This window comes from Paraburkholderia terrae, assembly GCF_002902925.1.
Classification (GTDB): domain Bacteria; phylum Pseudomonadota; class Gammaproteobacteria; order Burkholderiales; family Burkholderiaceae; genus Paraburkholderia; species Paraburkholderia terrae.
Map to the genome: position 1 here is coordinate 2291196 of NZ_CP026112.1, position 24195 is coordinate 2315390.

The 24195-nt window shown below is 62.3% G+C and carries 20 protein-coding genes; 9 read left to right on the top strand and 11 right to left on the bottom strand.

Annotated features, from left to right (window positions below):
* Window positions 1-323: 323 nt before the first annotated feature.
* Window positions 324-1160, bottom strand: a complete 837-nt coding sequence (locus C2L65_RS26480; RefSeq protein WP_042306537.1) for an alpha/beta fold hydrolase — start codon at window positions 1158-1160, stop codon at window positions 324-326.
* Window positions 1157-2191 (bottom strand): M14 family zinc carboxypeptidase, encoded by a 1035-nt coding sequence (locus C2L65_RS26485; protein WP_042306538.1) that lies wholly within the window; start codon window positions 2189-2191, stop codon window positions 1157-1159. The genes C2L65_RS26480 and C2L65_RS26485 overlap by 4 nt, the downstream gene beginning before the upstream one ends.
* 286 nt (window positions 2192-2477) lie before the next feature.
* On the opposite strand from C2L65_RS26485, the gene phnC reads away from it, so the two are divergent.
* The 4 genes from phnC to C2L65_RS26505 all read left to right on the top strand — a co-directional run bounded on the left by phnC (window position 2478) and on the right by C2L65_RS26505 (window position 7016).
* Window positions 2478-3338, top strand: a complete 861-nt coding sequence (phnC, locus tag C2L65_RS26490) for a phosphonate ABC transporter ATP-binding protein (RefSeq protein WP_042306539.1) — start codon at window positions 2478-2480, stop codon at window positions 3336-3338.
* Between the two features lie 54 nt (window positions 3339-3392).
* On the top strand, window positions 3393-4361 hold the full coding sequence (gene phnD, locus C2L65_RS26495) for a phosphonate ABC transporter substrate-binding protein (protein ID WP_042306540.1): 969 nt from the start codon (window positions 3393-3395) through the stop codon (window positions 4359-4361).
* On the top strand, window positions 4358-5191 hold the full coding sequence (gene phnE / locus C2L65_RS26500) for a phosphonate ABC transporter, permease protein PhnE (RefSeq protein ID WP_081920857.1): 834 nt from the start codon (window positions 4358-4360) through the stop codon (window positions 5189-5191). The genes phnD and phnE overlap by 4 nt, the downstream gene beginning before the upstream one ends.
* A 988-nt stretch (window positions 5192-6179) precedes the next feature.
* Window positions 6180-7016: a DMT family transporter gene (locus C2L65_RS26505; RefSeq protein WP_042306563.1), complete on the top strand. Its 837-nt coding sequence runs from the start codon at window positions 6180-6182 to the stop codon at window positions 7014-7016.
* 16 nt (window positions 7017-7032) lie between these two features.
* Here C2L65_RS26505 and pdxR read toward each other — a convergent pair whose 3' ends face one another.
* Entirely contained in the window at window positions 7033-8589 is a 1557-nt protein-coding gene (pdxR, locus tag C2L65_RS26510; protein WP_042306564.1) for a MocR-like pyridoxine biosynthesis transcription factor PdxR, read from the bottom strand.
* Between the two features lie 120 nt (window positions 8590-8709).
* Here pdxR and C2L65_RS26515 point away from each other — a divergent pair, with 120 nt between their 5' ends.
* Complete coding sequence (locus C2L65_RS26515; protein ID WP_042306565.1) at window positions 8710-9993, top strand: 4-aminobutyrate--2-oxoglutarate transaminase; 1284 nt, start codon at window positions 8710-8712, stop codon at window positions 9991-9993.
* Between the two features lie 805 nt (window positions 9994-10798).
* Window positions 10799-12265, top strand: coding sequence for an NAD-dependent succinate-semialdehyde dehydrogenase (locus C2L65_RS26525; protein ID WP_042316640.1), 1467 nt, complete (start codon window positions 10799-10801; stop codon window positions 12263-12265).
* A gap of 94 nt (window positions 12266-12359) precedes the next feature.
* Here the strand turns inward: C2L65_RS26525 and C2L65_RS26530 are convergent, their stop codons facing one another.
* The 7 genes from C2L65_RS26530 to C2L65_RS26560 form a co-directional block, all read right to left on the bottom strand.
* A complete protein-coding gene (locus C2L65_RS26530) occupies window positions 12360-12671 on the bottom strand; it encodes a helix-turn-helix domain-containing protein (RefSeq protein WP_042316643.1) in 312 nt (103 codons plus the stop codon).
* Between the two features lie 15 nt (window positions 12672-12686).
* Entirely contained in the window at window positions 12687-13337 is a 651-nt protein-coding gene (locus C2L65_RS47210) for a hypothetical protein (protein ID WP_345789566.1), read from the bottom strand.
* 264 nt (window positions 13338-13601) lie between these two features.
* Complete coding sequence (lipA, locus tag C2L65_RS26540) at window positions 13602-14576, bottom strand: lipoyl synthase (RefSeq protein WP_042316646.1); 975 nt, start codon at window positions 14574-14576, stop codon at window positions 13602-13604.
* A gap of 2 nt (window positions 14577-14578) precedes the next feature.
* Window positions 14579-15691 carry an acetoin dehydrogenase dihydrolipoyllysine-residue acetyltransferase subunit gene (locus C2L65_RS26545; protein ID WP_042316649.1) on the bottom strand — a complete coding sequence of 371 codons (1113 nt, stop codon included), beginning with the start codon at window positions 15689-15691 and terminating at the stop codon, window positions 14579-14581.
* Between the two features lie 15 nt (window positions 15692-15706).
* Complete coding sequence (locus C2L65_RS26550; RefSeq protein ID WP_042316651.1) at window positions 15707-16711, bottom strand: alpha-ketoacid dehydrogenase subunit beta; 1005 nt, start codon at window positions 16709-16711, stop codon at window positions 15707-15709.
* 94 nt (window positions 16712-16805) lie between these two features.
* Window positions 16806-17783: a thiamine pyrophosphate-dependent dehydrogenase E1 component subunit alpha gene (locus C2L65_RS26555; RefSeq protein ID WP_042316654.1), complete on the bottom strand. Its 978-nt coding sequence runs from the start codon at window positions 17781-17783 to the stop codon at window positions 16806-16808.
* 75 nt (window positions 17784-17858) lie between these two features.
* Window positions 17859-18965 carry an ATP-NAD kinase family protein gene (locus tag C2L65_RS26560; protein ID WP_042316672.1) on the bottom strand — a complete coding sequence of 369 codons (1107 nt, stop codon included), beginning with the start codon at window positions 18963-18965 and terminating at the stop codon, window positions 17859-17861.
* Window positions 18966-19417: 452 nt separating this feature from the next.
* On the opposite strand from C2L65_RS26560, the gene C2L65_RS26565 reads away from it, so the two are divergent.
* Window positions 19418-21367: a sigma-54-dependent Fis family transcriptional regulator gene (locus C2L65_RS26565; RefSeq protein WP_042316657.1), complete on the top strand. Its 1950-nt coding sequence runs from the start codon at window positions 19418-19420 to the stop codon at window positions 21365-21367.
* Between the two features lie 19 nt (window positions 21368-21386).
* On the opposite strand, the gene C2L65_RS26570 is transcribed toward C2L65_RS26565, so the two are convergent.
* Window positions 21387-22358: a helix-turn-helix transcriptional regulator gene (locus tag C2L65_RS26570; protein ID WP_042316659.1), complete on the bottom strand. Its 972-nt coding sequence runs from the start codon at window positions 22356-22358 to the stop codon at window positions 21387-21389.
* A 91-nt stretch (window positions 22359-22449) separates the two neighbouring features.
* Here C2L65_RS26570 and C2L65_RS26575 point away from each other — a divergent pair, with 91 nt between their 5' ends.
* Both C2L65_RS26575 and C2L65_RS26580 read left to right on the top strand, forming a co-directional pair.
* A complete protein-coding gene (locus C2L65_RS26575) occupies window positions 22450-22806 on the top strand; it encodes a putative quinol monooxygenase (protein ID WP_042316663.1) in 357 nt (118 codons plus the stop codon).
* A 291-nt stretch (window positions 22807-23097) separates the two neighbouring features.
* The gene (locus C2L65_RS26580; RefSeq protein WP_233446548.1) at window positions 23098-23487 is read left to right on the top strand and encodes a DUF2917 domain-containing protein; all 390 of its coding nucleotides are present in this window, start codon (window positions 23098-23100) and stop codon (window positions 23485-23487) included.
* The last annotated feature ends 708 nt before the right edge of the window (window positions 23488-24195 follow it).

Genomic DNA, 24195 nt, shown 5'->3' on the forward strand with positions numbered 1-24195 from the left:
GTGGCGTAAAAAAACGTATCGTTTACGACCTTGCAAGCCGCACCCAGCCTTCTTCCGCAAGAATTTCCGCACTCCCGAACCGTATGCGGAATTATTTTACAATTTCAGTATGTACCTAAATGCACCGAACCCCATTCAATTATCGCATGTTAATGGCGCGCAGCACCAATTTGCCATTAATCACGATGCATGTCCACTAAAATCAGAGCCCGCACAACTTTACTGCTAAAGGCAATGCGGAGATATTGCGCTGCACTAATGCAGTGCATCAATGATGCGTGTTTTCTTCGTGTTTAAAACTTAATGAGACATTTAATTATCGATTATTCGTCGGTTAAATCGGATTGCTCATTTTCGAGGTCTGGATCGACGGTCGGCTGCACTAGCCAGGCGCCGATGCGTTCGACGGTCCACACGGGATCGTCGTGCGGCAAATCGTGGCCGGCCCATGCGTGCCGCCAGTGATCGGCGCTCCACGCCGCGGCCAGCGCCGCTGAGCACGCGGGATCGACCAGCCCGTCTTCCCGCGACGACAACACCAGCGTCGCGCACGGTGGCCGCTGCCGCCCGGCGCTGAAGCGCGCGGCCGCGAGCAACTGACGCAGCGCGTTCGCCCGGCTGACGGGCGCGCTCTCGCGGATCGCGATCCATTCCTGCAGATCGGCGTCGACCGTGTCACGCTGATTGCAGGTCAGGCGATGAATCGTCTCTTCCGCGGCACGCGCGTCGCGCCAGTGCGAGGCAATGCGCGCCAGCCCCGGCCACGCCTGCGGGCGCAGCCGTTCGTCGAAGCGGCTGAACGGCCGCATGCTGGTGTTGATCAGCACAAGCCGCGCGATCTCGGCGGGATGACGCTGCGCCCAGCAGGTCGCGACCATGCCGCCCAGCGACATCGCCAGCACGCAATACGGCCCCGCCGCGCCGCTGGCGCGCGCCGCCGCGCGCACGAAGTCGACCATCCCGGCGACATCCAGCGGCGCGCGCAGGTCCGCATATTCGCCGTTGCCGGGCAGGTCGATGGTCAGCACGCGAGTGGGCACGGCGTGCGCGACTGATGCGCTTTGCGGCGTGCCGTCCAGCGCCGCGCGCAACATGTCGGGCAATGCGCCCCAGTGCCGTGCCTCGCGCGTCAGACCGCGCAACAGGATCCACGTACTCATGTTTTGCCTGGCTTGTACCAGAGTTCCGTCGCGCTTTCGAGCAACTGCTCGCGGCGGCTGCCTTGCGGCAGCCAGCGCTGCGACGCGTAAGCGGCGCGTGTCAGAAAATCGAGCAGGTTCGCGTGGCGCCGCAATACGCGCGCGGTGCGGTGCGCTTTCAGCGGGTTGAACATGCCCTGGCGTGAAAAGATCTGCCGGGGGTTTTTCTTGATCCATAGCCACGAGCCCAGTTCGAGCGTCATCGGCAGAAAGATGTTGGGCGGCGGCGCGCGGTCGTACGCGCAGTCCCACAGGTCGCCGTGCAGCAGATACTGATGGCTCTGCGGCTCGAACATGTAGCCGTGGTGCGGATGCGCGCGCTCGAACATCGTCTTCAGCGCGTACATTTCCGGCAGATGCGGCATCGGGCGACGTGTCTTCGCGTACGGGAACCAGATGCTGTCGCTCCAGCCGTAGCCCGAATGGCAATCGAGCGCGAACGACAGCGGCCGCGCCGCCAGCTCATCCGCGACGACGCGCAACAGCGCGTCCGCCTCCGCTTCCATCGGCGCGCCGCGCCGCCCGCGATACCACGGCAGCCACGAACCGACCCGCTGTCCACCCGCGAGCAAAGGCACCCGCTCTTCGGCGTCCTGCGGCGCGTTACGCATCAGATCGACACCGTTCGGATTGGCGCGCGTCGCGGCCCACATTCCGCCTGGATTGACGATCGGGACGAAAATCAGGCGGATCGACTGAAGCTGGCGCACCAGCAGTTCGTCCCATTCGAGCCGTCCGAGCAGCGCGCGCATGTAGTCGAGCACGAGCTGCGTGCCGATCCGCTCGAGCCCGTGTATGCCGCCGAAGAAACCGATCGCGGGCGCCCGCGGATCGCGCGAGCCGATGCTCGCCGTCTGCACGGCAAACGTCCTGCCGCGCACCTGCGTTTCGCACACGGAATGAATCTCGAAGCTGCCGCTGCCGACCTCGAGAATCGCCTGCAGTTCTTCGTACTCCGTGAACGTATCGGGCAAAAAGCTCAGAGCCTGCATGGGCTGCGCCGGTTGTGGTGTGAGGTTATTGGAGACGGCTCACGCGTGACGTTTCGAACTATAGCGTTTCGTGCTTGCCAATGGATGACAGTGGTCCGCACCGTTGCGTTTGTCATATCGATGACACACTGCGCGATCCGGCACTGCGGCGCGCCGCACGCTGCCGTGTGAATCGATGAAAGATGTAGTCGTCTAGATGTTGCGACGCCTTCACTCAACCGTCACAGACGCTTTCTAGAATGTCCCACAACTTCCGGCTTGCACCGGAGTCATCGACAGGACACACATGGAAGCAATCCGCATCGAACGCCTGAGCAAGACATTCGGCAACGGCCGCAAGGCGCTCGACGAGATCGACCTGCGCGTCGAGCAGGGTGAAATGGTCGCGCTGATCGGCGCGTCGGGCTCGGGCAAGTCGACGCTGCTGCGACATATCGCGGGCTTCACGGTGTCGGATGCGCAGCCTTCGCAGATCGCGATACTTGGGCGTCCGATCCAGCAGAACGGCCGCATCGTGCGCGAAGTGCGCAGCATTCGCCGCGACATCGGCTTCGTTTTCCAGCAGTTCAATCTCGTGAACCGGTTGACGGTCGAAGCGAACGTGCTGATCGGCGCGCTCGCGCGCCTGCCGCTGTGGCGCCGTCTCACGGGTTGCTTTCCGCGCAGCGAGCGCGCGCTGTCGATGTCGGCATTGAACGAAGTCGGCATCGGCGAGCATGCGCGCGAGCGCGCCTCGAACCTGTCGGGCGGTCAGCAGCAGCGCGCCGCGCTGGCGCGCGCGCTCGTGCAGCAGGCACGCATCATCCTCGCCGACGAGCCGATTGCGTCGCTCGACCCAGAATCGTCGCGCCGCGTGATGGAGATGCTGAGGACGCTGAACATCGAGCATCGATTGACGGTGCTGGTCTCGCTGCATCAGGTCGACATCGCGATGCAGTACTGCCAGCGCACCATCGCGATGCGGCGCGGCAAGGTCGTGTACGACGGACCGTCCGCGGCGCTCACGCCCGCGCTTCTGCAGAAACTCTATGGCGACGACGCGCGCGAGCTGCTCGACGACAGTCAGCAGGCCGATAGCGCTGATAGTGCCGGGAGCGCCGCGCCTCGCGCGCGCGTGCTGCCGCTCAACACGGCACGCTCGGCCTGATCCCCTTTCCGGAAAGAAACGCTGTACCCGATTCACTCACCTGGAACAGAACTCATGAAATTTCTGCGCTCACTGCTCGCCGGCGTCGCCGCCGTGTCGGCATTCGCGAGCTTCGCCGCCCATGCCGAAGACCTGAATCTCGGCATCATTTCGACCGATTCGTCGGCCGTGCTCAAGCAGCGCTGGCAGCCGCTCATCGATGACATGAACAAGCAGACGGGGCTGAACATCAAGGCGTTCTTCGCGACCGACTACGCGGGCATCATCGAAGGCATGCGCTTCAACAAGGTGCAGGTTGCGTATCTCGGCAATGCGTCGGCGATCGAAGCTGTAGATCGTTCGAATGGCGAAGTATTCGGCAAGACGACCTACGCGAATGGCGACGCCGGTTACTACTCGGTGCTGATCACGAACGTCAACAGCCGCTTCAAGACGCTCGACGACGTGTTCAAGAACACGAAGGACGTGACGCTCGGCTTCGGCGATCCGAACTCGACGTCGGGCACGCTGGTCCCTGGCTACTACCTGTTCGCGCAGCACAACGCGCCCGTGCGCACGTCGTTCAAGACGGTGCTGCCGTCGAGCCACGAAGCGAACCTGCTTGCCGTCGTGAACAACAAGATCGACATCGCGACGAACAACACCGAGATGCTCGAGACGCTGAAGAAACAGCACCCCGACCGCTTCGCGCAGGTCCGCGTGCTGTGGCAATCGCCGCTGATTCCGTCGGACCCGCTGGTGTGGCGCAAGGATCTGCCCGACGCGACGAAGGAAAAGCTGCGCCAGTTCTTCTACAACTATGCGAAGTCCGACCCGCGTGAAAAGGCCGTGATGGCGAACATCTTCAGCTATGGCGGCTTTGCGCCGTCGACAGATGCGCAGTTGCAGCCGATTCGCCAGATCAAGCTGTTCGAACAGAAGCAGAAGATCGAAGCGGACGCGTCGCTGTCGGATTCGGATCGCAAGACGCAGACGGCCGCCATCGATGCGAAGCTGTCCGCACTGAACTCGCAAAAGCAATGAACGCAGCCGACCTGAGCGCCGACCGCCCGACGCCGCCGGCCACGCCTTCGCGTGAGATGCTGGCCGCGGCGGCGGGCAAGCGGAGCTGGATTTCGTTGCTTGGCTGGATTGCTGTGATCGGCGTGCTTGGCTTGTCGTGGCAAGCCGCCGACATGCGGCCGCTCGATCTGCTCACTGACTCGGGCAACATGGGGCAGTTCGCGAAGGACTTCTTCCCACCCGACTTCACCGAATGGCGCACCTATTTGCAGGAAATGGGCGTGACGCTCGCGGTCGCGGTGTGGGGTACCGCGCTGTCGATCGTGTGCGCGATTCCGTTTGGGCTGATGTCGGCGCATAACATGGCGCCTGCGTGGGTTGTGCAGCCGGTTCGGCGGTTGATGGATGCGTGCCGCGCGATCAACGAGATGGTGTTCGCGATGCTGTTCATCGTCGCGGTTGGGCTTGGGCCGTTTGCTGGCGTGCTTGCTTTGTGGGTGCATACCACGGGCGTGCTGGCAAAGCTGTTCGCCGAAGCCGTCGAGGCTATCGATCCGCGTCCCGCTGAAGGCGTGCGGGCTACGGGCGCTAGCAGTCTTGATGAGATCGTGTATGGGGTGCTGCCGCAGGTTTTGCCGTTGTGGATTTCTTTTGCGTTGTATCGGTTTGAATCGAATGTGCGGTCGGCGATGGTGGTAGGCATGGTGGGCGCCGGGGGCATCGGGGTTGTGCTTTATGAGTCGATTCGGTCGTTCAATTATTCGCAGACGGCGGCTGTTATGTTGATGGTCATCGTTGTTGTTACTGTTATTGATGTGGTGTCGGCCAGGTTACGGGAGCGGGTGATTTAGGTATTGTCTGCGACGGTTTGTTTTTGGGGTTTTGGCCTTTGCGCTGGCATTCGCGTTTGCGCCTTCGCGGCGCGGGCGTTTTGGTTTGTTTGCTCTTTCGCTCGCGTCCGCGTTGTGTCTTCGTGGCGCGCGGTTTGGTTTTTCTAGCCTGTGCGCTGGCATCCGCGATATGCCTTCGTGCTTCACGCGTCGCCCCTGTGCGGGGCGGCACCTACTTTTCTTTGCCGCCGCAAAGAAAAGTAGGCAAAAGAAAGCGGCTAACACCGCCAACATTTCTTCTTGCCTGAGGGCCCCCAACGGGTCTTACGCCTCACACGGCAATCACGTGACTCATGCTTGTTGCCAACGCGCTGAATAGGCGCCTCACCCGCTCCATGCGCCCGCGTCGCCACATGCCGCGCCAGATAATTCACGGCCGCCCAGGTGGCAAACTGTGTGTAGGCCGTAGCACTCCACTCGCCTCACTCCGGACCGATAGCGCACGTGTTCCAGCGTGTAAGAGCGCTACCCTGTACGCCGCGACAACCTACACACAGTTTGCCACCTGGGCGGCGCAAACCATTCGCTGCCGCTAGCTCTTGTTCGGGTGCTTGAAGTGGGTGAGGCGCTCATTCGAAGCGTTGGCAATGAACGCGAACAGAGATGCTGCCGTGTGAAGCGTAAGACCCTCTGGGGGCCCTCAGGCAAACACAAGAATTAGCGGTGTGAGCCGCTTTCTTTTGCCTACTTTTCTTTGCGGCGGCAAAGAAAAGTAGGTGCCGCCCCGCACAGGGGCGACGCTTGAAGCACGCTAACAAAACGCGGATGCCAGCGAAAAGCCACAACGTAGATGCCAGCGCAAAGGCTAGAACAGCCAAGCCACCCGCACCGCGAAGGCTCAAAAGCGAATGCCCGCGCCACCCTAGCGTCGCAGACAAAAACCCAAAATCCCCCACATCAACACAAAACACCACATCTGCGGAATAATGTCGGCTTTAGCCCGACACCCATGGAATCCCTCATCGTCCTGCTCGTGCTTGTATCCGCCATGCTCCACGCGAGCTGGAACGCATTCCTGCGCCTCGCGGAAGACCGCATCTGGCTGCTCGGCATGATGTCGATCCCCTACCTCGCCGTAAGCGCGATCGGCGTGATCGTCCTGCCCCTACCCGCGCCCGCCGCATGGCCTTACATAGCGGCATCGGTGGTGCTGGAATTCGGCTATTGCCTCGCACTCGTGCGCGCCTACCGCAGCGGCGACTTCGGACAGATCTATCCCATCGCGCGCGGACTCTCGCCCTTGCTGGTGTTCGCCGGCGCACTCGTGTTCGCGCACGAAACCTTGAAACCGCTCGCCGCAACAGGCGTCGCGCTGGTGTCGCTCGGTATCGTGTCGCTCGCGTTCCGCCGCAACATGCGCTTCTCCGGCGAAAGCGTGCCCTATGCCTTGCTCACGGGTCTTTTCATCTCGGCATATTCCGTCGTCGATGGAATCGGCGCGCGCGTCGCGGGCAACGGACTCAGCTACATCATGTGGGTCTACCTGCTGTGGAACGTGCCGCAATTTCTGCTCGTGTGGCATTGGCGCGGCGGCGCAAAAGGACTCTTCACGTCGCGCGAAACGATGATGAAAGGCATGCTGTCGGGCGTGATCGCGTTGGTCGCGTATTGCCTCATCATCGAGGCGTATCGCTATTTGCCCATCGCCATGGTCTCCGCGCTGCGCGAGCTCAGCTCGATCTTCGCGGTGCTGATCGGCTTCTCGTTCATGCACGAAAAGCTGACGGCGCGCCGCGTGTTCGCATGCACACTGGTCACGCTCGGCGCCGTGCTGATACGTCTGTAAAGCCCGTCCACGCGGCTCACGCGAAAAGCGGCAACGTCGCGTCGATCGCATCGGCGAGCGTGTCGAATGCGGGCGCGATCTCCTCGTCGGGCACGCACGCATAGCCGATCAACAACCCCGACTGCGAGCTCGACGGTTGCGCGTAGTACCCCGACAACGGACGCACGACGATATTGCGTTCGAGCGCAGCCGCCGCGACGGCACGGTCATCCGTGCCTTCGGGCAGTTGCATCACGAGATGCAGGCCCGCGTCGCCGCCGACAGCCGGCAACGCATCGCCATAACGCCGCGCGGCGGCATCGAGCAAGGTCGAGCGGCGCTGTCCGTACAGCGTGCGCATCTTGCGGATGTGCGACGTGAAATGCCCCTCGGCGATGAACTCCGCGAGCATCGCCTGCTGCAGCAGCTGTCCTTCCCGATACAACTCGGCGCTGGCCGTCGCGAAACTCTCTGCAAGCGCCTCGGGCACCACGAGATAGCCGATCCGCAGCCCCGGAAACAGCGTCTTGCCGAAGCTGCCGACATAAATCACCTGCCCCGCCGTATCGAGCCCTTGCAGCGAAGCGAGCGGCCGGCTCCCATAGCGATACTCGCTGTCGTAGTCGTCCTCGATGATCCAGCACTGGTTCTGCCGCGCGTATTCGAGCAGCATCCGCCGACGCGCCAGGCTCATCACCATGCCGAGCGGGTATTGATGCGACGGCGTCACGAGGATCAGCTTCGGCGGATGCGCGAGATCGTCGGGCGACGGGTTGATGCCTTCGTCGTCGACGGGAATCGGGCGCGATTTGAGACCGGATACGTGCATCACGCTGCGCACGCCCCAATAGCACGGGTCTTCCGTCCAGATCACGTCGCCGGGATCGGATAGCAGACGCACGGCGAGATCGACTGATTGATGGATGCCCGTCGTGATGATGATCTGCTCGGGCGTGCAGCGCACCGAGCGCGACGTGCGCAGATAGTCCGCCAGCGCGTGACGCAGCAATGACAGGCCACCGCCGGGCGCGTAGGTCAGCAGATCGGGCCGCAGACGCCGCCAGTACTTGTTGTGCAAGCGGCTCCAGACGCGCGCCGGAAAGCGCGTGACATCGGGCACGCCGGGCATGAACGCGCCCCACTGCCGCTTCGACACGCCCGCGCCCGCAATCAGCCGCGCGCCGCGCTGCGACAGCGCGCGCGCAGCGGGCTGTTGCGCGTGCAGAAGCGATTTCGAATGCGGCGGAGGCAACGCCTGCTGCAATTGCTGCACGGGAGCGGAAACAGGCGCAGTCTGTCCATCTGGCGAGCCGACGATTTCATCCGGCGAGGTATCGGCGACAAATGTGCCGCGCCCCGTCGCCGAAGTGACGTAGCCCTCCAGCGCGAGCTGCTCGTAGACCTGGGTGACTGTATTGCGCGCGATCCCCAGTTCGTTGGCCAGTAGCCGCGACGACGGCACCTTGCTGCCAGCGGGCAGTTCGCGCGTCAGAATGGCCTGTTGCAGCAGCCGATGCAGCTGCCGGTAGATCGGCAGACCATTGCCGCGGTCCAGGCGCTGGGCCAGCCAGTCGGACAAAACACTCGCGCGCATGAATTGGCTCCTGATTTTTTACCGAAATGGCTCTGAAATTTGGAGCCAAATCTGATTATAGTCGCTGCATGTGCTGCGATGAACGCGAGCGCCCGAACGAACCCCAAACAGGAGATCTCCGTGAAGAATGCTGAACTGAAGAGCCGCAAGGACGCCGCCACCCCGCGCGGCGTGGGCGTGATGTGCGATTTCTACGCTGCGCGCGCCGAGAATGCGGAGCTGTGGGACGTCGAGGGCCGCCGCTACATCGATTTCGCGGCGGGCATTGCGGTGTGCAACACGGGCCACCGTCATCCGAAGATCGTCGAGGCTGTGCGCGCACAACTGGACAACTTCACGCACACGGCTTATCAGATCGTGCCGTACGCGTCGTACGTTGAGCTAGCCGAGAAGATCAACCAGCGCGCGCCGGGCGACTATCCGAAGAAGACGGCGTTCTTCACGACGGGCGCCGAAGCCGTCGAAAACGCGATCAAGATCGCGCGCGCCGCGACGGGCCGTCCGGGCGTGATCGCGTTCACGGGCGGCTTCCATGGCCGCACGATGATGGGCATGGCGCTGACGGGCAAAGTCGCGCCGTACAAGCTGAACTTCGGCCCGTTCCCGGCTGACGTGTTCCACGCGCCGTTCCCGAATCCGCTGCACGGCGTGACGACGGCGGATTCGCTGAAGGCGATCGAATTCCTGTTCAAGGCCGACATCGATCCGAAGCGCGTTGCGGCGATCATTTTCGAGCCGGTGCAAGGCGAAGGCGGTTTCTATCCGGCGCCTGCCGAGTTCGTGCGCGCGCTGCGCAAGCTGTGCAACGAGCACGGCATTCTGCTGATTGCCGATGAAGTGCAAACGGGGTTTGCGCGTACGGGCAAGCTGTTTGCGATGCATCACTACGACGTCGTGCCTGATCTGATGACGATGGCCAAGAGCCTGGCGGGTGGGATGCCGCTGTCGGGCGTCGTCGGTCGTGCCGATGTGATGGATGCCGCCGCGCCCGGCGGGCTGGGCGGCACGTATGCGGGTAATCCGTTGGCGGTGGCTTCGGCGCTTGCCGTGCTCGATATCATCGATGAAGAGAAGCTCTGCGAGCGGGCTGTTTTGCTTGGCGACAAGTTGAAGGCGCGGTTGACCGCGTTGCAGGCGGAAGTGCCGCAGATTGCTGATGTGCGGGGTCCTGGCGGTATGGTTGCCGTTGAGTTCTGCAAGCCCGGCACGTCCGACGCGGATGCGGACTTTACCAAGCGGGTGCAGACGCGGGCTCTTGAGCGTGGTTTGTTGCTGCTCGTTTGTGGGGTTTATTCGAACGTTGTTCGGTTCTTGTTCCCGCTGACTGTGCAGGATGCTGTTTTTGATGAGGCGCTTTCTATTCTTGAGGAAGTGCTCAAGGAAACTGTGGGCGTGACTGTCTGATCTTTTTTTGCCTGCGGCGGCTTTTTTTGAAGTCGCCGTTTTTGTTTGTGGTTTGGTTGTGATGCTGGTTTGGTTTGCTTGTGTTTGCGCTGGCATCCGCGATTTGTTAGCGTGCTTCAAGCGTCGCCCCTGTGCGGGGCGGCACCTACTTTTCTTTGCCGCCGCAAAGAAAAGTAGGCAAAAGAAAGCGGCTAACACCGCTAATTCTTGTGTTTGCCTGAGGGCCCCCAAAGGTTCTTACGCTTCACACGGCAATCACGTGACCCATGGCCGTTGCCAACGCTTTGAATAAGCGCATCACCCGCTTCAACCGCCCGCAGAAGTGCTAGCGGCAGCGAAGGGTTTGTGCCGCACAGGTGGCAAACTGTGTGTAGGTTGTCGCGGCGTATAGCCTGGCGCTCTTACAGGGTGGAACGCATGCGTTATCGGTCCGGAGTGAGGCGCGTGGAGCACTACGGCCTACACACAGTTTGCCACCTGGGCGGCGGCGGACTCCCTGGCACGGAGTGGTGAAGCGCGGGTGCGTGAAGCGGGTGAGGCGCACCGCAAGAGCGCTGGCAACGAACGTGGGTCACGTGGTTGCCGTGTGAAGCGTAAGAACCTTTGGGGGCCCTCAGGCAAACGCAAGTGCTGGCGGTGTTAGCCGCTTTCTTTTGCCTACTTTTCTTTGCGGCGGCAAAGAAAAGTAGGTGCCGCCCCGCACAGGGGCAACGCTTGAAGCAAGCTAACAAAACGCGGATGCCAGCAAAAAAAACAAGCAAACCACCAGCGTCGCAAACATCAAAACCCCAAAGGACGAATCAAAATGACTGACTTGCGTAGCAAACTGAAGGACCCTTCCCTGCTGCAAAGCAAGGCGTATCTCAATGGCGAATGGCAAGACGCCGACAACAAAGAAACGTTCGAGGTCCTGAACCCAGCAACGGGCGAACTCATCGCACAAGTGCCACGAATGGGCGCACAAGAAACCCGCCGCGCCATCGAAGCGGCAAACAAAGCCTGGCCCGCCTGGAAAGCAAAAACCGGCAAACAACGCGCAGAAATCCTCCGCAAGTGGAACGACTTGATGCTCGCGAACGCCGACGACCTGGCGTTAATCCTGACCACAGAACAAGGCAAGCCCCTCGCCGAGGCAAAAGGCGAAATCGGCTACGCAGCCTCGTTCCTCGAATGGTTCGGCGAAGAAGCCAAACGCGTTTACGGTGACACGATCCCCACTGTCGCGAACGACAAACGCATCGTCGTCACGAAGGAACCCGTCGGCGTCTGCGCCGCCATCACGCCGTGGAATTTCCCCGCCGCGATGATCACCCGCAAGGTAGGACCGGCGCTCGCCGCAGGCTGCCCGATCGTCGTCAAGCCCGCTGAAGCAACCCCGCTCTCCGCGCTCGCGCTCGCCGTGCTCGCCGAACGCGCTGGCGTGCCCGCCGGCATCTTCAGCATCGTCACCGGCGACCCGAAACCGATCGGCGGCGAAATGACAAGTAACGCGACCGTACGCAAGCTGTCGTTCACGGGTTCGACGGCAGTGGGACGTCTGCTGATGGCGCAGTGCGCGCCGACCGTCAAGAAGGTGTCGCTGGAACTGGGCGGCAACGCGCCCTTCATCGTGTTCGACGACGCCGATCTCGACGCGGCCGTCGAAGGCGCAATTGCATCGAAGTACCGCAACAGCGGTCAGACCTGCGTCTGCACGAACCGCTTCTACGTCCACGACAGCGTCTACGATGCGTTCGCCGAAAAACTCGCCGCAGCCGTGACGAAGCTCAAGGTCGGCTTCGGCACCGAGCAAGGCGTGCAGCAAGGCCCGCTCATCAATGAAGCGGCTGTGCTCAAGGTCGAATCGCATATCGAGGACGCTCTCGGCAAAGGCGCGCGCGTCGTCACGGGCGGCAAGCGTCATGCGCTCGGTCACGGCTTCTTCGAACCGACCGTGCTCGCCGATGTCACGCCGGACATGAAAGTTGCACGCGATGAAACCTTCGGCCCGCTCGCGCCGCTGTTCCGCTTCTCGTCGGATGCGGAAGTGGTCGAGATGGCAAACAGCACGGAATTCGGACTGGCGTCGTATTTCTATAGCCGCGATATCGGTCGTATCTGGCGCGTGGCAGAAGCGCTCGAGTTCGGCATGGTCGGCATCAATACGGGAGCGATCTCGAACGAAGTCGCGCCGTTCGGCGGCGTCAAGCAGTCAGGGCTTGGGCGCGAAGGCTCGCATTACGGTATCGATGAGTATGTCGTGATCAAGTACATGTGCATGGGCGGTGTTTGAGCCCGCTCCGGCGTGACGCTTTCGCGCTGCGCCGGATGTTCCGCGATACTGCAAAGCCCGCTCAAAGCGGGCTTTTTTGTCACTGCTGCGGAGATCATAGGGTTTCGAGCATCTGTATCGTCTCAGGATGCTTTTCAACCAGCCTGATCAGCACAGCAGCCTGGGCGTTCGGCTTCGCTCGCCCTTGCTCCCAATTCTGGTAGGTCCGCTCGTTCACGCGCAGACGACGCGCCATAACCGCCTGCGACGCGTTGATGGATTCCCGGACGGCCCGGATCTCGTCAGCCGTCACTTCCAGCTTGTCACGAATCTCAACCTTGACCTTGTGAAGTGTTGTCTTGCCTTCGTGAGCGGACTTGAGTTCATCGAGCCCTTCCGTCAATTCGGCAAACAGATTCCGTTTCATGTCGCACCCCTTTGCTTATCGATCCGCAAGCTTGATGACTTCTCTCAGCATCTCGGAGAGAACCCCTCGCTCCTTCGACGATAAATCTTCCACTTCGTCCTTGTCGTATAGCGTGAACATCCAGAACTGCGGGCCTTTCACCCAGTAGTAATACATCACCCTGAGCCCGCCGCGTTTTCCCTTCCCACGACGTGCGTCGCCGAAACGGAGTTTGCGCAGACCGCCCGTTCCCCTGACGACATCTCCCGCTTCCGGGTTCTGCATCAGCACAATCTGGAGTGCGCGATATTCGTCGTCCATCAAATAGTCTTCCCGGCACCGTCGAAAAGGCGCCAGTTCGACGAAAGTCGCCGCCATGAGTAAATTATACGTTACTTGCGTATGATTTGGCAATCTCAAGAATTCACCTCGCTCACCGGGGTCGGAAGTCGATGATACGAAGGACTGGCCGCGATTCGAGGTCGAATCGGGCCGCAAAACGCAGTTTAAAGGCGCTGCGTCATAAACATAGACGCGATGGAGCCGCATGCCCTGTAACTCGCGGTGTGTGATGACACGATCAATAAACCGCTCGAAATCATCCGCATCCATCGGGCGCGCCTGCGTGCCAAGTTTGCGCTTGATGAATCCGGCGTCGACGAGTACCGCGTACGAAATGGACGTCAAGGGAGAGTGATTCAGGAGGCAGCCTCGGGCGGGCGGGGATAAACCCACTTGGATGGTAGCCCGCCGTCGGCTGGGTTGTGCCAATACTCTATACCGATATAGCCGGGCTATTGCCATGGTCGCCCGACCACTCAAAGCTCCGCCTCTAACCGGTCACGTTATTGTTACGTTTTCCGAATTAAATATCAATCAGAGCATCATCAGAATGCCCTCAATCCGCTGATCCGGTTTTCACGAATTTCGTACTCGTCGGCATATCGCCCCTCAAAACCCCGCCGTCTCATTCGCATGATAAGAAGACCGCACCAGCGGCCCGGACACGACCTCGCGAAACCCCAGCTTCAACCCCTCCTCTCTATAAACAGCAAAAGTCTCCGGCGTGACATAGCGCTTAACCGCCATATGAAACCTCGAAGGCGCGAGATATTGCCCGACCGTCAGCACGTCCACATCATGCGCACGAATATCCCGCATCGTCTTCAGAAGTTCGCCATCGCTTTCGCCAAGCCCGACCATCAAGCCCGACTTCGTGACCACTGAAGCATTCGCCTCCTTCACCCGCCGGAGCAACGTCAAAGACCCGTGATAATCCGCGCCCGCACGCGCCGCGCGATACAACGAAGGCACCGTTTCGATGTTGTGATTGAAGACATCCGGCCACGCCGCCGACAACGCATCGAGCGCCCGCTCGACACGCCCGCGAAAATCCGGCGTCAACACCTCGACGCGAATTCCCGGCACGCGATCACGCAATAGCGCAACACAGCGCGCAAAATGCGCCGCGCCGCCATCGCGCAGATCGTCGCGATCCACCGACGTAATCACCACATACCGCAACCCCAACGCGGCAACGGCATCGGCGAGCCGCGCCGGTTCGTCATCGTCGAGCGGCAGCGGCCTTCCATGCGCGACGTCGCAGAACGCGCAGCGCCGCGTGCAGATACCGCCCATGATCATGAACGTCGCCGTGCGCTGCGCGAAGCATTCGCCGATGTTCGGGCACATCGCTTCCTCGCACACCGAATGCAGACGATGCTCGCGCAGTATCGACGCCATGCCCGCCACCGTCTCGCTCATCATCGGTCTTGCACGCAGCCATGCGGGCTTCGGCAGCGCGCCGCCCGGTTCGGGCGGCACGACCTTCACGGGAATGCGCGCGAGCTTGTCGCGGCTCCTCAGGCCGTGCTGTCCCAGCGCGGTGACGCTGTCGTGCGTGGACGTCTGCGGCGCGGTTTCCATCGTCAGGCTCCGAAGAAGTCGTTGAGCAGGCGGTTCACCTCCGATGCCGACTCCATCTGCACCATATGCCCCTTGCCCGGCAGCACATGCACGCGGATATCGCCAGGCAACCCTTGCGTGTGGCTAGCGGGAATGATCTGGTCGAGTTCGCCCCAGATCACCAGCGTACGCGGCGCGAGCTTCTCGATGCGATCGCGATAGCTGCGCTGCTGCGCGCCATCCTTGAACGCCGACGCCGCGATCTTCTGCAAGCTCTCGCCCACACCTTCGAGCCGCTTGTACTTGACGATATCCTCGACAAGTTGCCGCGTAACGAGCGAGCCATCGGCGAACAGTTTCGTCAGATGCGGCTTCAACGTATTGCGGCTGTTGCCCGACACGAATCCGTCGATGTACTCGCGGTTGATCTCGTCGCCGAGACCCGCACCCGCGATCAGCGAAAGCGACGCCACACGCTGCGGCGCTTTCGCTGCGACCGTCATCGCGACGAGACTGCCCATCGAATGCCCGACCAAATGCGCGCGTTCGATACCGCGATCGTCGAGAAACGCGATCACGCTGTCGGCCAGTTCATCGGCGCTGCCCGACTCCACCGCTTTCGTCGATTCGCCATGCCCCGGCAAATCCAGCGCATACACCGTGCGATGCGCGGCGAGGTCAGCGTGATTGAACAGCCAGTTGTTCAGATCGCCGCCGAACCCGTGGATCAGCACAGCCGGCGTGCCGCCGTCGCCCATCTTCAGATAGCGAATGGTGCGCCCGCCGATCTGCGCCTTCTCCGGCTGCGGCCCTGCATCGGCGGAGTCAGCGGCGAGCGGCACGAAGTCGCGCTGGAACGCTTCGACGGCTGCATCGATGTCCGCGTCCGCCTCCTGCTCATCGGCGACCACGCCGAGCAGCGCGCCGACGGGCAGCGTGTCGCCCTCCTGCGCGACCTGCCGGCGCAGCGTGCCGTTGAACGCGCACTCGACACCGGAAGCAATCTTGTCGCTTTCGACGTCAAGCACTTCGTCGCCCTTCCCCACCGTGTCGCCAATCGACTTCAACCAGCCGTTGACCTGCCCCTGCTGCATCGACAGGCCCCACTTGGGCATCGTGATCATGTGAATCGACATTGCTCAGTTCCTCGCTCAGTGTCGCGTTGCTTTGACGGCTGCGGCAATCTTGTCCGCCGACGGGATATACAGGTCTTCCAGCACGCCCGAGAAAGGCGTGGGCGTATGCGGCGCGGTGACGATCCCGACGGGCGCCTTCAGCGAATGAAACGCCTTCTGCGCGGCGAGCGCGGCGATATCGGTGGCGATCGAGCAACGCGGGTTCGCTTCATCGACGACGACCAGGCGGCCCGTGCGCTCCAGGCTTTCCAGAATCGTTTCTTCATCGAGCGGCGACGTGGTGCGCAGATCGATCACCTCGGCTTTGATGCCTTCTTTCGCGAGGCGGTCGGCGGCGTCCGTGGCGTAATGCACCATGCGCCCATACGTGACGATGGTCACGTCATCGCCTTCACGCACCACGTTCGCTTCGCCGAATGGAATCGCGTACATCTCTTCGGGCACGTCGCCTTCGCGGGTGTACAGCAGCTTGTGCTCGCAGAAGATGACGGGATCGTTCTCGCGGATCGCCTGGATCATCAGGCCTTTCGCGTCATAGGGCGTCGATGGGCACACTACCTTGAGACCGGGCACATGCGTGAACAGCGATGTCAGCATCTGCGAGTGCTGCGCGGCAGCGCGCAACCCCGCGCCCTGCATCGTCCGGATCACGACGGGCGTGACGGCATTGCCACCGAACATGTAGCGGAATTTCGCGGCCTGATTGAAGATCTGATCGAAGCACACGCCCATGAAGTCGATGAACATCAACTCCGCGACGGGACGCATGCCCGCCGCCGCCGCGCCCACCGCTGCGCCGATGAAGCCGCCTTCCGAAATCGGCGTGTCGAGCACGCGGCCCGGATACTTGTGAAAGAGCCCTTTCGTGACGCCGAGCACACCGCCCCATGCGTCCTGTTCGCCCGGCGAGCCAGCGCCGCCCGCGTTGTCCTCGCCCATTACGATGACGCTCTCGTCGCGCGCCATTTCCTGACTCAGTGCTTCGTTGATTGCCTGAGAGTATGTGATCTTGCGTGCCATGTCTTGTCTCCTGTCGATCGGAGTTGGCGCTTTAGCGCCTTACGCCGATCCCATGCAGCGAAGCTGCGTTCGATTGAAGGTGATCGCAATGAATTTACGGATACGACACGTACACGTCAGTCAGCAGATCGGCTTCCGTCGGCAGCGGCGCGGCTTTCGCCTTCAGGACGGAATCGTCGATCAGCACTTTCACATCCGCATCGATCTTGCTCAGATCGTCGGATGACAACATCTCCGCGCGCACCACCCGCTCTGCGAAACGCTTCAGGCAATCCTTCTCGTCGCGCAGCTTCTGCACTTCGCCCGCCGCGCGATACGTCTGCGCATCGCCTTCGAAGTGACCGAAGTAACGCGACAGCTTCACTTCGACGAGCGTCGGTCCACCGCCGCCGCGCGCGCGCTCGATCGCTTCGCCCAGCGCTTCGTGTACCGCGAAGAAATCGAAGCCGTCGACGATCACGCCCGGCATGCCGAAGCCACTTGCGCGGTCCGCGATATTGTCGGACGCGACGGACCATGTCGAAGACGTCGCTTCCGCATAGCCGTTGTTCTCCGCGACGAAGATGGCCGGCAAGCGCCACACGCTGGCAAGGTTCATCGATTCGAAAATCGTCCCCTGATTCGACGCGCCGTCGCCGAAGAAGCACACGCCCACGCCGCCCGTTTTCTTCAGCTTGGCCGCGAGCGCCGCGCCGCATACGAGCGGACCGCCCGCGCCGACGATACCGTTCGCGCCGAGCATGCCCTTCGACAGATCGGCAATGTGCATCGAGCCGCCCTTGCCCTTACACACGCCCGTCTGCCGGCCGTAAATCTCGGCCATCATTCCATGCACGTCGACGCCCTTCGCGATGCAGTGGCCGTGGCCACGGTGCGTGGTCGCTACATAGTCGCGATCGTTCAGATGCAGTATCGTGCCGACGGCCGATGCTTCCTCGCCTGCATACAGATGCACGAAGCCGGGAATCTCGCCCGTCGCGAACTCGACGTGCAGGCGCTCTTCGAACTCGCGAATGGTGCGCATCAGCCGGTACGCTTCCAGCAGTTTTTCCCTGCTCAACTGATTTGACATGGTGTGTCTCCTTGATGATGTCGATCGTTACAGCAACGGGTGCGGATGGGCTCCGCGTGATTGAATGAACTCCCTTTATTTCGCGTGTGCTTGTGTTTGCATAAGGGTTCGCATCGAAGCGCCCGCCATCTCGCGCATCAACTGACGCGACGCCGAGAAACGCAGCGTGCGGCTCACATCGACGGTCAACGGGCCGCTCCAGTCGAGTGAGATTTCATAACGGTCGTCGCGCTCGATTTCGATCTCGCGCTCGCCGTCGAATGCGAGCGTGCCGTGGCGCGCGTCGATGGGCAGCCAGTCGCCGAGCTCGAAGCGCTCGCAGGTGCGCATCGTCACCTGATCGATGCGGCCGGGCGCGATGGGCGCGAAGATGGGTACACCGTCGCCATTTGCGAAACCATGTTCATCGTGCAGCGCGAACGTGAGATGCAAGCCATGTGGCGCGGTACGCTCGACGGGCGCCCACGCGCCGCCAATCGACGAAAGGCCAATACCATCGGGCGCGGCGAAGGTGAGAAACAGCGACTCGATATCCGACGGCTCCGACACGGCCCGCGCGCCGACGAAGCGCTGACGGCTCACGCACACATCGACGAGTGCAATCTCTTCGCGTCCGCGATTCGGCCCCGCGACGCAACGCACGACGAGCCGTTTGTTGCGGGTCAATGCGACATCGGGCGGCACGACGCCCGACGCGACCAATGCGCCCGCCATCCCCGCAACGGTCGCTTCGCGCATGTCGGGAAACGCGTTGTTAGTACCCGTCGACAGCGTCAGCAGCGGCACGCCGCCGCAATGCGCAGCCACCGCGCGATGCGTGCCGTCGCCGCCGAGCACGGCAATCAGCTCGACACCTTCGCGCACCATATGCGCGGTGCCGGTGTGCGTATCGGTGACGCTATCGGTGATGGGCAGATCGATAAATTCGACTTCGGGCCAGCGCTCGGCCGTGCCCGTCGCCGCGTGCGTGTCGATTGCGCGCAGCAGCAGCGCAGCAACGCCCGTACGATCGCGCAGCGTCAGCACGCGATCGACGCCAAGCGCGCCGAGTCCCGCGATCAGACGCACGACCATGTTGGCCTTTTCGGCTGTGGGGAACACGGACGCGTGCGTCGTGAGGCGGCGAATGTCGCGACCCGACGCGGGGTTCGCAATCACGCCGACGGTGATAGGCGATGCCACTGGCTTGTCTCCGTTGTGTTTGTCGAAAGCGGTTTGCGTGTCGCATGCAAAGCCGTTTCGTGTGACGAGCATTACTGCAACAGCTATGCCAATCGCTCGACGTGTACGCGAAGAACGCGGAAAGCCTTGTGTGGCAAGGTTTTCGCGGCATGGGCAACGCGTCGACGCAAGCACGGCTCGTGTCGCATGACGCAGCGCACATGACGCACATCGCGCCTGTCACAGCACTCACGGCGCGAAGACGCGACGCGCATGCATTGCGGCATCGAACGATGCGCGTCTCACGGCTGTCTCACACATGGGTGAGACGATCGTCTCAGGTGTCTCGCGTGCTGCAATGCAGTGTGATTGCGCGGACGGGATGTGCTACAAGAAGGTCCGGCAGAAGGCAGCACCGCAGGGACCTGCGCGATCAATCCACCGGTATCGTCCGTTATAGACGGGAGCCGACCATGCCTTACGTCTCTCAAACGCAGCACGTCGACCGCGTGCGCGGCGCCATCGAAGGACGCTTGCCCGCGCCCGCCAATTCGTCGCGTCTGGTGTCGTCGTGGCAGCGTTCGTATGAGCAATACCAGCTCGATCCCAGTTCGGTGATCGGGCCGCGCGTGCTGACCACGTCCGAGCTGCGCGAAGTGCAAGGCAAGGAAGAAGCGTTTCTGCGCGCGTCGGGCCAGTGCCTCACGCGTCTGCACGACATGATCCGCGTGGCCGACTATTGCGTGATGCTCACCGACGCACACGGCGTCACGATCGACTACCGCATCGACCGCGACCGGCGCGGCGATTTCAAGCATGCAGGTCTGTACATCGGCTCGTGCTGGTCGGAACGCGAGGAAGGCACGTGCGGCATCGCGAACGTGCTGACGGATCTCGCGCCCATCACCGTCCACAAGACCGATCACTTCCGTGCGGCGTTTACGACGCTCACCTGCAGCGCATCACCGATCTTCTCGCTGACGGGCGAACTGATCGGCGTTCTCGATGCGTCCGCCGTGCAATCACCGGACAATCGCGACAGCCAGCGGCTCGTGTTTCAGCTGGTGCGCCAGAGCGCGGCGCTGATCGAAGACGGCTACTTCCTCAATCAGACCACGCAGCATTGGGTGATCTTCGGCCACCAGAGCCGCAATTTCGTCGAGGCGCAACCGGAAGTGCTGATCGCGTTCGACGAATGCGGCAACATCGCCGCGTCGAATCGCAAGGCGCAGGAGTGCATCGCGGGCTTGAGCGGGCCGCGTCACGTCGACGAAATCTTCGATACGTCCGCCGTGCATCTGCACGACGTAGCGCGCACCGATACGATCGTGCCGCTGCGTCTGCGCGCGACGGGCGCCGTGCTGTATGCGCGGATTCGCGCGCCGTTGAAGCGCACTTCGCGCGTCGCGCCCGTCGTGTCTTCCTCGAGCGCCGTCAACGCATCGTCCGATGCGCACGCCGACACGAGCCTCGACGCGATCAGCCGCTTTCTGCACAGCCGCGACTCGCGCATCGCGCGCAATGCGGAAGTCGCGCTACGCATCGCGGGCAAGCATCTGCCAATTCTGATTCTCGGCGAGACGGGCGTCGGCAAGGAAGTGTTCGCGCAGGCGCTGCATGCGTCGGGCGCGCGGCGCGCCAAGCCGTTCGTCGCCGTGAATTGCGGCGCGATCCCCGATTCGCTGATCGAAAGCGAGCTGTTCGGCTATGCGCCCGGCGCGTTCACGGGTGCGCGCAGCCGCGGCGCGCGCGGCAAGATCGCGCAGGCAAACGGCGGCACGCTGTTTCTCGATGAAATCGGCGACATGCCGCTCAATCTGCAAACGCGCCTGTTGCGTGTGCTCGCCGAAGGCGAAGTGCTGCCGCTCGGCAGCGATGCGCCTGTGCGCGTGGATATCGACGTGATCTGCGCGACGCATCGCGATCTCGCCCGCATGGTCGACGAAGGTACGTTCCGCGAAGACCTGTTTTACCGGCTGAGCGGCGCGACGCTGCATATGCCGCCGCTGCGCGAGCGCGCCGATGTGCTAGATGTCGTGCGTGCCGTGTTCGATGAAGAAGCGCAAAGCGCGGGACATGTGCTCACGCTGGATGCGCGTCTCGCAGAGCGGCTTGCGCGTTTCTCGTGGCCTGGCAATATCCGGCAACTGCGCAACGTGCTGCGCTATGCATGCGCGGTGTGCGATGCGACGCGCGTCGAGTTGCGGCATGTGTCGCCCGATGTGGCGGCGTTGCTCGCGCCCGATGAAGCCGCGCCGCGCCCTGCGCTCGCCGGCCTCGACGACGAGCGGGCGCGCATCGTCGATGCGCTCACGCGGCATCAATGGCGACCGAACGCGGCGGCCGAAGCGCTCGGCATGTCGCGCGCGACGTTGTATCGGCGGATTGCGAAACTGGGGATCGTCGGGCCGCATCGGAGTTGATGCGTTCGAGCGGTCGTAGTCAACTCGCGTTGAGCGTCGCAATCTGCTCGCCGAGCTTGCGCAAGCGCTCGCGCAATTCCGGCGGATCAAGCACTTCGACATGACCGGCCAGGCCGAGCAATTGCTCGGCCGCGTAGCCGAGTTGCTCGACGGGCAAGATCACTTCCTGCCAGCCGTCCTGCTCCGAAGGCGGCGCGATCTGCGCCTGTTCGACGGCCGCCGCGCCGAGGCGATGCAGACGCGTCATCCCTTCCGGCGACAGCCGCAATCGCGCGGTGTGCTTCAGCAGGCTCGTCTCGAATGAAGCAACGGCCGCTGTCCATTCGTCGCGCAGATCGAAATCTTCCGGGCGTTCGAACGTTTCGTCATGCACCGTGAGCTGCGCGATGCTCGACACGCGATAGGTGCGCAACTGCGTGCGCACGCGCGTGACCAGATACCATTCGCCGCCCTTGAGCACCAGCCCGAGCGGATCGCGCACGCGCACGCCCTCGTTTTCGCCGCTGGCGTTCCACGTGCGGTATTGCATCGATATGCGCTTCTGTTCCCACACGGCGCCCGCGAGCATCGTCAGCCACGGCGTCGGCGAGGGCCGCTGATACCAGCCGACGGGATCGATATGCAGCCGCGAGCCGATGCGCGACGTATCGGGCGCGGCATCGGGCAGCGCGGTGACGAGCTTTAGCTGCGCGGCTCGCAGTTGCTCCGACAGACCGAGATCGGACGCCGCGCCCGTCAGCCCGGCAATCGACAGTGTTTCCGCTTCGGCCCGCGTGATCCCCGTCAGTTTCGCGCGATATCCGTCGAGCAAGGCGAAGCCGCCGCCCGGCCCGCGGTCCGCATAAACGGGCACGCCCGCCGCGCTCAACTGGTCGATATCGCGATACACGGTGCGGATCGACACGTTGAATTCGTCGGCGAGCGCCTGTGCGGTCACGCGGCCTTTCACCTGGAGCATCAACAGCATCGAAACGAGTCGGCTCGTCGCCAATTTTTGCGCTCCTTTTAATTCATGACATGGGTTGTCAGTTATTGACGAGTATAAAGGTAGTTATAGACGAAGATCATCAGGAGTGTGCGAAATGCACGTGACCTACGTAGTGCGCTTTCAGGTGTTGCCCGACAAGCTCGAACGCTTCATGTCGCTGCTCGACGGTGTGCTCGACGCGATGCGAAGCGAGGCGGATTTCCGTGAGGCCGTGCTGCATCGCGATCCCGATTCGCCGTGTCGGCTGATGCTCTATGAGACGTGGGAAAGCCCTGACGATTCGAGCGAAGAGCAGATTCATCGCCCGTACCGTCGCGCCTGGCACGAGGCGCTAGTGGATCTGCTCGCGCGACCACGCGAAGTCACGCAATGGCACACGTTGCGCACAGACCGGGGCGACGCGCCGCTCGAATCGCGCCATGCCGAAGAACTGGCCGAGGCGCGCGCATGAGCACGCGAACGTTCGTTTCCCGCGAGAGGGCAATGCCATGACGATGCAACGCGTGCGACAAAACTGGTTGACAACACATCGACGTCAAGACAAACTCGAATGCATGCTGACCTTCATCACCAACGCCTACGTCATTAAAAACCGTATGGCACGCCGTCGCGGCGGGCCTATGGGAGCGTGCGTGCGTTAGCATCTGCAGCAGTCAGCAAAACGATCCCAAGGCCCCGCCGGAAACGGAAGGGGCCTTTTGTTTTGTGTGCCTTCCGTTCTCCGGCTCAATTGACGGAGTGCATGATGGACAAGGCTTGCCAGCAGTTCACCGATGACGAATCGCTCTGCTTTCCGCGCTCACACGAAGAGCGTTTGCCGAGAGTCGTCGTCCACTTTGAAGTGCAGCCCGGCGCGACGATGTCGTGGCGCGTCGATGCGAACACGGAGCTTCTCGTGCAAGGTGCGCGCGTGTGGTTGACGCGCGCGGCGTCGCCGTATGATCACTGGTTGCAGATCGGCGAGACGTTTCGGTTGCATCGCGGCGAGCGCGTGTGGATTAGCGCAGACGGCAATGTGCCGGCACGTCTTTCGTTGACCACGCATCCGGTGGCGTTACAGGGCAGGCTTGCGCGCCTGCTCGAGCGCTGTTCTTCGCTGGGCGCGGATATCTTTGCGCCGCGGTCGCGGTGAGTGGTTTTTTTGCTGCGCAAGCGGTGCTGGTGTGCTTTTGTTTTTTGCTCTTACGCTGGCATCCGCGTTTTGTTAGCGTGCTTCAAGCGTCGCCCCTGTGCGGGGCGGCACCTACTTTTCTTTGCCGCCGCAAAGAAAAGTAGGCAAAAGAAAGCGGCTAACACCGCCAGCTCTTGTATTTGCCTGAGGGCCCCCAACGGGTCTTACGCTTCACGCGGCGGCGTCTCCGTTCAGCGTATGTTGCCAGCGCTCGCGAATGAGCGCCTCACCCGCTTCGAATACCCATACATGTGCTAGCGGTAGCGAATGGTATGTGCCGCCCAGGTGGCAAACTGTGTGTAGGTTGTCGCGGCGTATAGCTCGGCGCTCTTACAGGGTGGAGCGTGCGCTATCGGGTCCGACGTGAGGCGCGCGAGGCACTACGGCCTACACACAGTTTGCCACCTGGGCGGCCGTGGAATATCTGGCTCGGCATGATGCAGCGCGGGCGCGTGAAGCGGGTGAGGCGCAGCGCAAGAGTGCTGGCAACGAACGTGGGTCACGTGATTGCCGTGTGAAGCGTAAGACCCTGTGGGGGCCCTCAGGCAAGCACAAGAATTAGCGGTGTTAGCCGCTTTCTTTTGCCTACTTTTCTTTGCGGCGGCAAAGAAAAGTAGGTGCCGCCCCGCACAGGGGCGACGCTTGAAGCAAGCTAACGAATCGCGGATG

What these genes read in the sequence shown, in the direction of transcription:
- C2L65_RS26525 (WP_042316640.1), top strand. Translation starts at nt 10,799, where the DNA reads ATGACTGACTTGCGTAGCAAACTGAAGGACCCTTCCCTGCTGCAAAGC.
- lipA (WP_042316646.1), bottom strand. Translation starts at nt 14,576, where the DNA reads ATGGAAACCGCGCCGCAGACGTCCACGCACGACAGCGTCACCGCGCTG.
- C2L65_RS26530 (WP_042316643.1), bottom strand. Translation starts at nt 12,671, where the DNA reads ATGAAACGGAATCTGTTTGCCGAATTGACGGAAGGGCTCGATGAACTC.
- C2L65_RS26480 (WP_042306537.1), bottom strand. Translation starts at nt 1,160, where the DNA reads ATGAGTACGTGGATCCTGTTGCGCGGTCTGACGCGCGAGGCACGGCAC.
- C2L65_RS26550 (WP_042316651.1), bottom strand. Translation starts at nt 16,711, where the DNA reads ATGGCACGCAAGATCACATACTCTCAGGCAATCAACGAAGCACTGAGT.
- C2L65_RS26505 (WP_042306563.1), top strand. Translation starts at nt 6,180, where the DNA reads ATGGAATCCCTCATCGTCCTGCTCGTGCTTGTATCCGCCATGCTCCAC.
- C2L65_RS26555 (WP_042316654.1), bottom strand. Translation starts at nt 17,783, where the DNA reads ATGTCAAATCAGTTGAGCAGGGAAAAACTGCTGGAAGCGTACCGGCTG.
- C2L65_RS26575 (WP_042316663.1), top strand. Translation starts at nt 22,450, where the DNA reads ATGCACGTGACCTACGTAGTGCGCTTTCAGGTGTTGCCCGACAAGCTC.
- C2L65_RS26545 (WP_042316649.1), bottom strand. Translation starts at nt 15,691, where the DNA reads ATGTCGATTCACATGATCACGATGCCCAAGTGGGGCCTGTCGATGCAG.
- pdxR (WP_042306564.1), bottom strand. Translation starts at nt 8,589, where the DNA reads ATGCGCGCGAGTGTTTTGTCCGACTGGCTGGCCCAGCGCCTGGACCGC.
- phnC (WP_042306539.1), top strand. Translation starts at nt 2,478, where the DNA reads ATGGAAGCAATCCGCATCGAACGCCTGAGCAAGACATTCGGCAACGGC.
- phnD (WP_042306540.1), top strand. Translation starts at nt 3,393, where the DNA reads ATGAAATTTCTGCGCTCACTGCTCGCCGGCGTCGCCGCCGTGTCGGCA.
- C2L65_RS26485 (WP_042306538.1), bottom strand. Translation starts at nt 2,191, where the DNA reads ATGCAGGCTCTGAGCTTTTTGCCCGATACGTTCACGGAGTACGAAGAA.
- C2L65_RS26565 (WP_042316657.1), top strand. Translation starts at nt 19,418, where the DNA reads ATGCCTTACGTCTCTCAAACGCAGCACGTCGACCGCGTGCGCGGCGCC.
- phnE (WP_081920857.1), top strand. Translation starts at nt 4,358, where the DNA reads ATGAACGCAGCCGACCTGAGCGCCGACCGCCCGACGCCGCCGGCCACG.
- C2L65_RS26580 (WP_233446548.1), top strand. Translation starts at nt 23,098, where the DNA reads ATGATGGACAAGGCTTGCCAGCAGTTCACCGATGACGAATCGCTCTGC.